Origin of the sequence: Pseudoalteromonas sp. SWYJZ19, assembly GCF_015864375.1 — a bacterium.
Classification (GTDB): domain Bacteria; phylum Pseudomonadota; class Gammaproteobacteria; order Enterobacterales; family Alteromonadaceae; genus Pseudoalteromonas; species Pseudoalteromonas arctica.
Window position 1 is genome coordinate 124,818 of record NZ_JADYXI010000014.1, and the last position, 12,454, is coordinate 137,271.

Consider the following 12,454-nt stretch of genomic DNA (forward strand, 5'->3'; position numbering starts at 1 on the left):
CGCATAAAAAAAGCGCCTTTCGGCGCCTTTATTGTACTTGTTTTATTTCTCGTTGTCTTTTTTGAATTTAAACCAATAAGTGATTTAGAAACGATAAACATCCAAGTTACTCACTAAGTTTAATTACTCAGCGTCTTTTGACTGTTTTGCTAGGCGTTTTTCCCAGAAAGTGGCATTTTTAATACCTAATTTAACTGGGTCAAATGTGATTTTTCCGCCCTTTTTCTTCTGTTCTTCATAATCACTTAAACATAATAAAGCAGGCTTAGCTACGAAGAAAATAGCTAAAATACCTAATATGTTAATCCAAGCCATTAAGCCAACGCCAATATCACCAATAGTCCAAATATAACCTGAATTGTTAACCATGCCGTATGCCACCATAAACATAATCACAAATTTCACGATAACAAGCGGGATACTGCCTTTAAAATAACGATTTAAGTATGCAATATTAGTTTCTGCAATAAAGTAATAAGCAAGTATTGTAGTAAAGGCAAAGAAGAACAATGCAATACCCACAAATGCTTGTCCAAAACTGCCAAATACACTAAATAAAGCCATTTGAGTAAAGGCTGCTGAGCCTACTTCAGTGGCTGCATCAACATTTTGTACAATAAACTGTCCTGCTGGTAACTCACCCACAACATTGTATTGCTGCGTTATTAAAATCATCAACGCTGTTGCTGTACACACAAAGATGGTATCAACATAAACAGAGAAAGCTTGTACTAACCCCTGTTGAGCAGGATGGTCTACTTCTGCAGCAGCTGCTGCATGGGGCCCAGTACCTTGGCCTGCTTCATTAGAATATATACCACGTTTGACGCCCCAACCAATAGCAGCACCAAAACCGGCCTGCGCGGTAAATGCATCACTAATAATTAAATAAAATATATCGCCCACTTTATCTAAGTTTAAAAATACAACGATTAGTGCCAATACTATGTAACCAAGCGCCATAAATGGCACCACAATTTGCGTAAAGTTAGCAATACGTTTTATACCGCCAAAAATAATAAATGCTAAAACAATAAGGATAATTGCCAATGCGACTAACTTAAAGCTGCCTACGTCACCAAAGCTAGTAGTGACCATATTTCCATCGCCAAATACTTGGGTAAACGCATTACCTACCGCATTTGCTTGTACGCCGGGCAGAAAAACACCACAGGCAATAATTGCCGAAACAGCAAATAACACAGCTAGCCATTTTTGCCCTAAACAACGGTCAAAATAATATGCTGGGCCACCACGATATTGCCCGTTTTCTTCTGTTTTATAAATTTGGCCTAAAGTAGATTCTGCGTATGCGGTACTTGCTCCTAGAAAAGCAACAACCCACATCCAAAAAATAGCACCTGGCCCACCAAAACCGATAGCTGCTGCAACACCTGCGATATTACCTACACCTACTCGTCCAGATAACGATACTGCAAGGGCTTGAAAAGATGAGATACCTTTATCTGACGTGTTAGGACTAAATAATAGTTTACACATTTCTTTAAAATGTCTAACTTGAGCAAATCGAGTTAACACTGAATAAAACAAGCCTGCGCCTAGGCATAAATAGATGAGTGCATTACTCCAAACAACATCATTAACAGCGCTTACAAAAGCTTCCATGGATATCCTCTATAGTTATATTTATTATTTTTAATTACGAGACTCAGCTTTAGCTACTACGCAACATAAGTTTCACGAAATAAGGTTTTACCTTTCCCGTCCCGACTCATTATTTAATTAATCTTAACTTAAGTACCCCAACCTTGTTAACACTTAATTTTCAAAATATCTAATTACGTAGCTATTGTAATGCACCACGTCAGTTGTATTTAAATGAAAGTAGATTGATTTGTACCGATACGGTGATGATACGCCGCGAAGAAACGTTAAAAACGTTTTGAAATGAAGTTGCTATATGATTATTATTTTTTGTAAAAGGGGGTTTACTAAAAGTAAAAAGGGCATCAAAACTATTGATACCCTTCAAATAAACGTTTTATCTTAAATTATCAACAACATTAACAATAGCCGCTAATGTATCTTGACCAAACTGATATGAACGACGGTCAGACCAGCCGTAATCTGGATCTGGTAAATCGTTGTTATCTTTAAATGGCATTTCAATTGTGTACGTTAATGCTTTAAATTCTTCAGCTGTAGCTGATGAGCCTACTGTAAGGTTAGCTTGGCCGGGCTCATCTTTTGGATAGCCATGTTCATCTTGAAACTCTGGAGTAATAGTTAAAAGCGCTGCTTTAAAGCTATCTTCTAGGCCTTTAAGGCGTGCATCGTAACTTGGAATACCTTCACTGCCTGCAACAAAGTTATACGGGATAGCTTCATCACCGTGTATATCAAGGTGCATATCTAGGCCAGCTTCACGCATTTTATTAAGTACTAAGTAAACTTCAGGGCTATTTTCCATGCTTGGTGTTTGCCATTCACGATTTAAGTTAACACCTTTAGCATTAGTACGCAGATGTCCGCGTGCGCTGCCGTCAGGGTTCATATTTGGTACAACGTAAAATACTGCTTTAGATAATAGTGCAGCTGCATGTGGGTCTTCGTCATCAAGTAATTTGTGCAATAGCCCTTCTACATACCACTGCGCCATTGTTTCACCTGGATGTTGACGTGCTGTGATCCAGATGTTTTTCTTATCTTCACTTGGCTCACCAATTTTAAGCACACTCATATCGCGGCCATCTAGTGTTTCACCGAGCGTTATTAGTTGGCAAGCGCCTTGGCTTTGTGCCCAAGACAATAAATCTAAATGACGGTCGTAACTGTATGGTGCAAAGTAAGCAAAATATACGCTGCCGCACTCTGGTTCAATTTCAAAGCTTAATGTGCCATTTTCATAGTTTGATGGTACACGAAACCATGTTTGACGGTCATATGATGCAACGGCTTGATACCCTTCCCAACCATCTGGGTAAGCTGATTTATCAAGCTCATTAATATTTAACTTATGCAATTGGTAAGGTGTTGTTTCAAGACGAAAGTGAAACCACTGATAAAATTCAGACTGGTGATCTTTATTAATTTCTAATTGAATATTTAAAGGATCGGTGGCTTCAATAACTTTGATATTACCACTGTCGAAATTGCTGCTGATTTTCATGAAAAAACCTTTAGGTTGAATAAGTTTATCTGCTTATTAATTCACAGAACTGACATTATTTTGTAAATAGTAAAACGAATGTGCATTTTCTTAATTAAAGCCTATCACAAGGCATACGCTTTAAAAATAATACACGACCAAAAAAGCCAGCAACATGCTGGCTTTTAAGTCACTGCAAATAAATTAGCGAGGTAAGCTTGGGAATGACACTTCGGCCATATCGCGCATACAACGAACTACTTGGCAGCTGTAACCAAACTCATTGTCGTACCATACATATAAAACAATACGGTTATCTTCAACAATCGTTGCTTGTGAATCAACAACACCTGCGTAACGGCTACCGACTAAATCGGTAGAAACAATTTCCGTTGATGCTGTGTAATCAATTTGGTCACGTAAGTCTGAATGAAGTGCAGTATCGCGTAAAAATGCGTTTAGCTCTTCAACTGATGTGCTTGTTGCTAAGTTAAGGTTCAAAATAGCTAGCGACACATTAGGTGTAGGTACGCGGATTGCGTTACCTGTTAATTTGCCTTCAAGCTCTGGTAATGCTTTTGAAACCGCTTTTGCAGCCCCTGTCTCAGTAATTACCATGTTAAGTGCTGCGGCACGGCCACGGCGCTCTGCTTTGTGGTAGTTATCAATAAGGTTTTGATCGTTCGTGTACGAGTGTACAGTTTCAACATGGCCATTATTAATACCAAACTTATCGTTTAGTGCTTTAAGCGTTGGTGTAATTGCATTGGTTGTACAGCTTGCTGCACAAACAATTTTATCTTCGGGTAAAATATCTTTGTTATTAACACCATATACGATGTTTTTGATATTACCTTTTGCAGGAGCTGTTAATAATACTTTTGCAGCGCCCTTACACTCTAGATGCTGGCCAAGGCCCGCTTCGTCTTTCCAAATACCGGTGTTATCAACAATTAATGCATTGTCGATACCGTATTGAGTGTAATCAATTTCGCTAGGAGAGTTGGCGTAAATAACCTGAATGTAGCTACCGTTGGCTTTAATTGCGTTACGTTCTTTATCAATAGTGATTGAGCCATTGAATGGACCGTGAATTGAATCACGACGCAGTAAGCTTGCACGCTTTTCAAGATCACCATCTTTACCGCCACGCACAACAATAGCGCGCAAACGTAAATCTGAATATGGACCTGATTTTTCAATTAATAAACGCGCTAGTAAACGACCAATACGACCAAAACCATACAATACAACATCGCGTGGTTCTTTCGCTGGTAAGTCAGCTATTTCTGCAAGTTCATCTTTTACAAATTCTTCTACTGAGCGGCCTTTTGCAGCTTCAGTGAACAAATAACTATATGCAAGCTTACCAATATCAATACGTGCAGAGTTTAATTCCATTTTGCTGATAGCTTCTAAAAATGGGAAGCTTTCACGCAAACGTAATTTAGTGCCTTCAAACTGAGCAACGGTTTTGTGAGATTTGATAATATCTATAGTACTGGCATTTACGAGAGGACGGCCATATACAGCGATTTCAATACCACGATTACGGTAAAGTTTACCAATGATTGGTTGCATGCTTTCTGCGTAATCTTGGCGCTCTTGCCAACTATTTGTGTATTCTAACTCGTGAGATGAGGTCATTTTATTTACCTAAGTTTATCATTTTGAACGGATAGCCTTTAAAAATGCACTATATTTTGAGAGTAATGCACTTCAGGCTGGGCTATTCTAATTTAATCTGAAGTTATTCTCTACTGTTAGGCGTTAAATGATTGCGTTAGAATAACAAGGTAGATATTCATTTGGGGTTAAGGGATGCTTAAAAAAGCAAGTGTACTATTGGGTTTGCTAACGTTGACAGGGTGTGAAGAGCCCTTGACACTCGCACAAGTGTGCAAAGAAACACCTGGCTTTTGTAGCGACTTAAACAAAGACAGTCACTGCAAGGATGAGCGTTCTGATGTAATTATCAAACGTTACATAGAATACAAAGACCCTACTGATGAAAATAAATACCAATTACTCAAAGACTTTGAATCCTATAACCAATGTATAACTGTGGCTGCCAAAATTGAACATATTAAGTTAAAAGCTAAAAAAACGTCACGTATTGACGGTCAATTAACGAGCATTAAAGAAATGACTCGGTTATATCAAGATACCCAGAATACGAACCATCCAGGTTTGCTCTACTACCAATGGTCACGAAATAATAACCAAAACGCACTGACTAAATTATTGGCGATAGAAAATGACAAAAGTGTAACGCAAAGTGCCGAAATGCAATTTTTTTTAGCATCGTACTATATTAAGTTCGACGATGAAAAAACCATCGATTTGCTTTATAAAACTTTAGAACTCAATAAAAAAGACAACGTACCGAATCCTGAAGTGTATACATCACTTATTAGTCTTTTTTATAAACATGATAAATTTAAGCATGCATATATATTTTCTAAAGTAGCGCAAATGTCGGGGATTGAAAATATTGACGTGTTTGAAATTGAGCAGCAATTAATAACGAATGGTAAAAGCTTAGACAGCCTAGATGTACTTGCAGAGCAAACATTTCAGCAAATAATGGCAGGTGATTTTGTATCTCCTCGAGAGTTTTAATTTATAATCGCAAAAATAACCTAATACCAATCTGTTTATATATGGGGTCTATTTAACGTTAAGGAAATTACGCTAGAACTAGGCAAAAATTTTTGTATCTAGTTGTTCTCGGCAATTGCTCCCTGCATTGCTCTACCTCCTGCATCCATGCAGTCGTAAATAAAACGTTTTTAACGACGTTGTAGTGCAATTTAATTCGTTAAATTGATCAAAGATTTATGCAGGTTGGTATAATTTAATAACTAGGTTATTCAGGCAAATAAAAAGGCAGCTTACGCTGCCTTTTTTTATTTTGCTTTGCTTGTGCCCACTTCTACGCGGGTTTTAAGCTTTTGACCTGGTCGAAAAGTCACCACGCGACGTGCCGAAATAGGAATATCTTCGCCTGTTTTCGGGTTGCGGCCTGGTCTTTCTTTTTTGTCTCGAAGATCAAAGTTACCAAATCCAGAGAGCTTAACCTGCTCGCCTTTTTCTAGCGCTGAGCGGATTTCTTCAAAAAACGCTTCAACTAAATCTTTGGCATCTTTTTTATTGATCCCGAGCTTTTCAAATAGGTGTTCAGCTATGTCGGCTTTAGTAAGCGCCATATCTAGTCCCTCAACGATGCATTAAACTGTTCGGCCAATTCGGCCACCACGTTATCAACTACTAGATTGATATCTTTCTCTTCGAGTGTTCTATCAACCGCTTGCAGTGTTAGAGCAATCGCCAAACTCTTATAATTTGGCTCAATACCTTTGCCCTTATACACATCGAATAAGTTTAGGTCAACCAATTGATTTCCGCCAACTTTTTCGATCACGCTTAAAATGTCGCCAGATTTAACGCTGTCTGCCACTAAAATCGCGATGTCGCGGCGATTTGAAGGGAATTTAGACACCCCTTCTGCTTGCGGTAAATTTCTTTTTTCTATTGCTGACATTTCAATTTCAAAAACAAAAGTTGCGTTGTTGATATCTAACGACTTTTGAGCTTGAGGATGTAAAGCACCAAAAAAACCAACCTTTTTGCCATCAACATATATTACAGCTGATTGACCAGGGTGAAGTCCATCTGACTGCTCGGCTTTAATTTCAAAGCGAGTAACGTCATTAGTAATTGCAAGTAAGGCTTCAACATCACCTTTTAGGTCGTAAAAATCAACGTTACGTTTTTCTTCAACCCAATGTTCACCATTTACAAGACCCGTAATAACGCCGCCAATAACCGGTACTTGGTAAACACCATTTTCTGCACTTTCGTCGCTTATAAATTTAAGACCATGTTCGAATAAACGAATACGAGGCTGTTGGCGATTTTGGTTATACGCTACAGACGCTAATAAACCCGGCATTAAACTTACACGCATCGCTGACATTTCAATTGAAATAGGGTGCGGTAATACCATTGCTTTACACTCTGGGTGTAAAATAGCTTGTGCTTTAGGGTCTACAAAGCTATATGTAATTGCTTCTTGGTAACCACGAGTCACTAACGTATTGCGGAACTTGCTAAGCGCAATAGTTGCTTCGTTATGTGTCGTCATTTTAAGTTTTGCAGTTGGTGCAACATTAGGAATGCTGTTGTAGCCGTAAACACGTGCTACTTCTTCAATTAAATCTTCTTCGATGCGAATATCAAAACGGTAGCTTGGTACGTCCGCACTCCAGCTTTCATTTTCTACTTTAACATCAAGACCTAAACGCATAAGAATATCTGTTACTTTAGCATCATCAATATGATGACCAATAACACGGTCTAAACGTGCACGACGAAGACGTACTTCAGTCACTTTTGGTAGTTTGTCAGCCGCAACAGCTTCAACTACTGGGCCTGCTTGACCACCTACAATCTCAAGTAGAAGTGCTGTTGCACGTTCCATTGCATCATGTTGTAGAGCAAAATCAACACCGCGTTCATAACGGTGTGAAGCATCAGTGTGTAAACCGTAGCTACGTGCTTGCCCTGCAATTGCTACAGGATTAAAAAATGCGCTTTCAAGTAATATATCAGATGTTTTATCTGTAACACCTGATTGCTCACCACCAAAAATACCTGCAATTGCAAGTGCTTTGTTATGATCGGCTATCACAAGTGTTGTGTCGTTTAATTTAGCGGTGTTACCGTCTAATAAAACAAGTTCTTCACCTGCGTTTGCACTACGTACTTTAATACCACCTTCAATCGCATTTAAATCAAACGCGTGCATTGGGTGACCAAGTTCAAGTAATACATAGTTAGTAACATCAACTACTGGGTCGATTGAACGTACGCCACTGCGACGTAATTTTTCAACCATCCAAAGTGGTGTTTCTGCATCAAGGTTAATGCCCTTTATCACACGACCAAGGTAACGAGGACATGCATCTTCATTAACTAGCTCAATTGATACTTTGTCATCAATTGTTGGAGTAACAGCTGGAATATCTAATACGTTTACGTCAATACTATTTAAAACGCCTACTTCGCGTGCTAGACCTTTTATACCTAAGCAGTCACCACGGTTTGGTGTTAAATCAACATCTATAATATTATCATCAAGACCTAGGTAGTCACGTAAATCAGTGCCTACTGGTGCATCGCTTGGCAATTCCATAATGCCGTCGCCTTCTTCGCTAATACCTAGCTCAACAAAAGCACATAGCATTCCGTTTGAAGGTTGGCCGCGTAGTTTGGCTTTTTTAATTTTAAAGTCACCAGGCAGTACAGCGCCCACAGTTGCAACAGCAACTTTAATACCTAAACGACAATTTGGTGCACCACACACGATATCAAGTAGCTCATCGCCACCTACGTTAATTTTGGTAACACGCAGTTTATCTGCATCTGGGTGTTGTCCACATTCAACAACTTCACCTACAACTACGCCATTAAATTTGGCAGCAGCAGGCTCAACGCCATCAACTTCTAGACCAGCCATTGAAAGCTGTTCCGAAAGAGCTTGCGTATCAATAGCAGGATTAACCCACTCTCTTAACCACTTTTCACTAAATTTCATTTTATTGTTTCACTCTTAACGGAACTGGTTCAGGAATTTTAAGTCATTTTCGAAAAATGCACGCAAATCGTTTACGCCATAGCGCAACATAGTTAAACGCTCTACACCCATACCAAAAGCAAAGCCGGTGTATTTTTCTGGGTCAATGCCCACAGACTTAAGTACATTTGGATGTACCATGCCGCAGCCTAGTACTTCTAACCACTTACCGTCTTTACCCATAACATCTACTTCAGCCGAAGGTTCTGTAAACGGGAAGAATGAAGGACGGAAACGAATTTCCATATCTTCTTCAAAAAAGTTACGTAAAAAATCATGCAAAATACCTTTTAGCTCAGTAAAGCTAACATCGGTATCAACCATTAAACCTTCAACCTGATGGAACATAGGTGTATGTGTCTGGTCGTAATCGTTACGGTATACACGTCCAGGTGAAATAATGCGCAGTGGTGGCTGCTCAGTTTCCATAGTACGAATTTGCACGCCACTTGTTTGAGTACGTAGTACTAACTTAGGATTGAAATAAAAGGTATCATGATCAGCACGTGCTGGATGGTGCTCTGGAATATTTAGCGCATCAAAGTTATGAAAATCGTCTTCGATTTCTGGACCAGATTTAACTTCAAAACCTAACTCACCGAAAAAGCTTTCTATGCGCTCAATAGTGCGCGTAACTGGGTGTAAACCGCCAGTAGGCATAACACGCCCTGGTAGAGTTACATCTATAGTTTCAGCAGCTAGTTTTTCTTCAAGTGCTTTACTTGCTAGCAACTCACGCTTTTCGTTGATAGCAGCTTGTACATCTTGTTTAGCTTGGTTTATAACTTGGCCTGCTTCTTTACGTTCTTCAGGTGCTATTTTACCTAACGTTTTAAGTAAGCTAGTGATTTCGCCTTTTTTACCAAGGTAATTAACCCTGATATCTTCTAACTGCGCTATTTCACTGGCACTGGCTACCGCCTCAAGTGCTTGCGCTAATATGTTTTCTAAGTTCATTCGATACCTGACCTTTCACAGAAGGTGATTGCTTAAGAGCGTGTTGGCCTTTCAAGATTGCTTTACAACAGTGTGGTTGGTTATTAAATAAGGTTAAGCATTGGACTGTAGTTTCCTACATAAGTGATGCAATAACGCTAAATAAAGACCAAACACATGCAGTTTGAAGTGTTTATCTCGGAGGCTACTTTCTTTGTTGTTCGGGTTTCGCATATAAATACTACGCTAAAGTCCTCACGACGCGATTAAAGCACTCTTAAGTTAAACAAATTCCAATCAGGAAAGGTAAACACGCTCTGATAATAGCTTATGATAACTGAAAGAAGGGTCTAGATTCTAGACCTACTACAGCTTTAACGTTGATTTTATAAAAGGAATAGTTAATTTTCGCTGTGCTGCCATAGATGCATGATCTAATTTGTCGAGTACATCTAATAAAGCACGCATATCACGGCTTAAACGGGTTAGTAAAAAGCGTGCACACTCATCACTTAATTCAAGGCCGCGCATATGAGCGCGCTTAACAAGTGCTTGTGCTTTATCATCATCACTCATAGAACGAATTTGAAAGGTTGTTCCCCACGTTAAGCGAGACTCTAAGTCAGGCAGCGAGATATTAAGCATGCTAGGAAGTAAATCGGCAGTTACTACTAACATTTTTCCGGGTTCGTTAAACCGGTTAAAAAAGTTGAATAGTGCTTTTTCCCATGCATCATTGCCTGCAACTAAATGCACGTCATCAATACATAGAACATCAAGCGCTTCTAAACCGTCTAATACCATAGGTCCAAAGTCAATTACTTCGCGCATAGACAGCAGCATATTAGATAAGCCACGCTCTTGTGCTTTAATGCAGGTTGCATACAAAAGGTGAGACTTACCCGAATCACCTAACCCACATAAATAAGTATACTGAAACTTTTTAGCTAACTTCGAAAAGCTATCTTTTAAATGGTTAACCTCTAACGAATCTTCCCCACCAAAGTACGATGCAAATGTTTCGTCATCCGGCAAGGTAACCGGTAATGCCATTTGCATCGGCTCAGAAGTTAGCATTATGGCGTTATCCATTGATACTCTAAGCTATTTTTATCAACAACATGATAAAAAGCGCGTGGATCCTCATAATCTTTAAATGAGGAGTCTAACCCTAACCCTTTTTTAAGATCGCTTAGGTTACCAGTGTGGTTTAGTTTAAATTCTACAAATTCTGGTGTTTTACGAACAATTTTAACTTGCGTAACAACGCTTAAGTTCAATAATCTTTGTTTTGCTAATTCAACATCAACAAAACTTTGCGTGCCTTTTAATGTTAGCGTGGCCGCGGCTTGTTCATAATAAGCATTTGGATCAATAGCGTACTCGCTTGCAAGGCCTCGAGCTAAGGTATCAATCATTTGACTCACTATTTGCTGCTTATCGCCCGTTAATCTATTTGAATCAAATTGATCATCATTAGTAAAACGCCAATCTAAAATCCAATTTTCGCTATCCGCTTCTTTATACATTCTTGCTGTAATACTTCGCTCAGCACTGTATCGTCTAGAGGCCTCTTCTACTGGTTCTGAAAAGTTACCCCATACCTCAGGAATACCTACTAAACGTCTATCTTGTAAATCAAGTAATGGCACAACGACAGGCAGACCACGGCGTCCTGCTTTGTCATAAATTAACTGCTCTAATTGCGGGTAACTTTCTTGTGTTACTAATTCTCTGCGCCAATTGTCTTCAATACCTAACCATATTGCGACTAATGGGCGTTGTACTCCCCATAAAGGTAAGTTTAACTCTTTGATTAGCGCGTTGATCTTTCGAGCTTCAAATTTAACAACGAGTTTCAATTGTCCATTTGCTCTCTCGTCATATTCAAACTTAAGCATATAATCAGAAATATCTTTAGTACGTTGCTGCGCTAATTTATTTTGATCCGCAGTTTCATCACCACTTACTTTCACTAAAACATTGAGCAAAGCTTTACGACTCGCAGCTAATCGAGTGTCTCGTGTTTTGTCATCCACTTTTAAAATATCTTGATATAGATCAGCTACTTCAACTGCCGACACAGAAAAACAAAATAAAATGGATATGGCGCTAATTAATAATCTATACACAGGCTGTTAGTTCTTGGTTTTAAACTGATTTGATCCTAAATCAAAGACAGTAACAAAGCAAAATTAAATTTGTTATCTAAGGAAATGAGAGTAATTAGCTTTTATAGAAAGTAAAAAAGATTAAATATGAATTAAGATAGTTAAATAAGTAGTACGCTATTCACCTACGTTTAACCTTACTACACTTTTCAAAAACGAGAACCTTTCGGGTTTAGTTTCATCATGAAGGTATTTAATGCAATTACTCGATGATGTTATGGCATTGATTGTTCGTTATTGGTTCACATTTTACTTTCTGCAGACGTAAAGAGCCCGAATTTTTAGATGTTGGCTCTCTACAATTTGAAGCTTGTATAATGTCATAGTGCCCACAGCGGTGGAGAGTCATAGTGAAAATGCTGCGCATTCATTGCTGAGCGGAGATTTTTCATGATTTTAGCGTCGGGAGTCGCTGCGCCCGCCCTACGTGATGGGTGTTGATGTGAGTGTGTATTAATTGCACGTATTTTACTTTTCTGCAGACGTAAAAAAGCCCGAATCGTTAGATTCGGGCTTTCTACAATTTGAAGCCTGGTAATGTCCTACTTTCACATAGCAAATGCTACACTATCATCGGCGCTGTTTCGTTTCACTACTGAG

9 protein-coding genes are annotated in these 12,454 nt (G+C 38.9%); 1 reads left to right on the forward strand and 8 read right to left on the reverse strand.

The window, feature by feature from the left end; genetic code table 11:
* Positions 1 to 123: 123 nt before the first annotated feature.
* The 3 genes from I6F45_RS14645 to I6F45_RS14655 all read right to left on the reverse strand — a co-directional run bounded on the left by I6F45_RS14645 (position 124) and on the right by I6F45_RS14655 (position 4,756).
* Positions 124 to 1,626, reverse strand: a complete 1,503-nt coding sequence (locus I6F45_RS14645; protein ID WP_024593066.1) for an alanine/glycine:cation symporter family protein — start codon at positions 1,624 to 1,626, stop codon at positions 124 to 126.
* Between the two features lie 376 nt (positions 1,627 to 2,002).
* The gene (locus I6F45_RS14650; protein ID WP_165728872.1) at positions 2,003 to 3,130 is read right to left on the reverse strand and encodes a M14 family metallopeptidase; all 1,128 of its coding nucleotides are present in this window, start codon (positions 3,128 to 3,130) and stop codon (positions 2,003 to 2,005) included.
* A gap of 183 nt (positions 3,131 to 3,313) precedes the next feature.
* Positions 3,314 to 4,756 carry a glyceraldehyde-3-phosphate dehydrogenase gene (locus I6F45_RS14655; RefSeq protein ID WP_007580346.1) on the reverse strand — a complete coding sequence of 481 codons (1,443 nt, stop codon included), beginning with the start codon at positions 4,754 to 4,756 and terminating at the stop codon, positions 3,314 to 3,316.
* A 174-nt stretch (positions 4,757 to 4,930) separates the two neighbouring features.
* Between I6F45_RS14655 and I6F45_RS14660 the strand changes: the two genes are divergently transcribed.
* Entirely contained in the window at positions 4,931 to 5,731 is an 801-nt protein-coding gene (locus I6F45_RS14660) for a DUF2989 domain-containing protein (protein WP_024593069.1), read from the forward strand.
* A 287-nt stretch (positions 5,732 to 6,018) separates the two neighbouring features.
* Here I6F45_RS14660 and ihfA read toward each other — a convergent pair whose 3' ends face one another.
* From ihfA to I6F45_RS14685, 5 genes are all read right to left on the reverse strand, one after another.
* On the reverse strand, positions 6,019 to 6,318 hold the full coding sequence (gene ihfA, locus I6F45_RS14665) for an integration host factor subunit alpha (RefSeq protein ID WP_002960690.1): 300 nt from the start codon (positions 6,316 to 6,318) through the stop codon (positions 6,019 to 6,021).
* 2 nt (positions 6,319 to 6,320) lie between these two features.
* Positions 6,321 to 8,708: a phenylalanine--tRNA ligase subunit beta gene (pheT, locus tag I6F45_RS14670; protein WP_024593070.1), complete on the reverse strand. Its 2,388-nt coding sequence runs from the start codon at positions 8,706 to 8,708 to the stop codon at positions 6,321 to 6,323.
* Between the two features lie 15 nt (positions 8,709 to 8,723).
* Positions 8,724 to 9,704 (reverse strand): phenylalanine--tRNA ligase subunit alpha, encoded by a 981-nt coding sequence (gene pheS, locus I6F45_RS14675; protein WP_002960692.1) that lies wholly within the window; start codon positions 9,702 to 9,704, stop codon positions 8,724 to 8,726.
* Between the two features lie 345 nt (positions 9,705 to 10,049).
* Positions 10,050 to 10,760: a DnaA regulatory inactivator Hda gene (hda, locus tag I6F45_RS14680; protein ID WP_007580342.1), complete on the reverse strand. Its 711-nt coding sequence runs from the start codon at positions 10,758 to 10,760 to the stop codon at positions 10,050 to 10,052.
* The gene (locus tag I6F45_RS14685; protein ID WP_024593071.1) at positions 10,760 to 11,815 is read right to left on the reverse strand and encodes a DUF2066 domain-containing protein; all 1,056 of its coding nucleotides are present in this window, start codon (positions 11,813 to 11,815) and stop codon (positions 10,760 to 10,762) included. Before I6F45_RS14685 ends, hda begins: the two co-directional genes overlap by 1 nt.
* Positions 11,816 to 12,454 lie beyond the last annotated feature (639 nt).

Bases quoted from the DNA above. Each gene is read 5' to 3' on its own strand.
- I6F45_RS14655 (WP_007580346.1), bottom strand. From the start codon at position 4,756: ATGACCTCATCTCACGAGTTAGAATACACAAATAGTTGGCAAGAGCGC.
- ihfA (WP_002960690.1), bottom strand. From the start codon at position 6,318: ATGGCGCTTACTAAAGCCGACATAGCTGAACACCTATTTGAAAAGCTC.
- pheT (WP_024593070.1), bottom strand. From the start codon at position 8,708: ATGAAATTTAGTGAAAAGTGGTTAAGAGAGTGGGTTAATCCTGCTATT.
- I6F45_RS14650 (WP_165728872.1), bottom strand. From the start codon at position 3,130: ATGAAAATCAGCAGCAATTTCGACAGTGGTAATATCAAAGTTATTGAA.
- hda (WP_007580342.1), bottom strand. From the start codon at position 10,760: ATGCTAACTTCTGAGCCGATGCAAATGGCATTACCGGTTACCTTGCCG.
- I6F45_RS14660 (WP_024593069.1), top strand. From the start codon at position 4,931: ATGCTTAAAAAAGCAAGTGTACTATTGGGTTTGCTAACGTTGACAGGG.
- I6F45_RS14645 (WP_024593066.1), bottom strand. From the start codon at position 1,626: ATGGAAGCTTTTGTAAGCGCTGTTAATGATGTTGTTTGGAGTAATGCA.
- pheS (WP_002960692.1), bottom strand. From the start codon at position 9,704: ATGAACTTAGAAAACATATTAGCGCAAGCACTTGAGGCGGTAGCCAGT.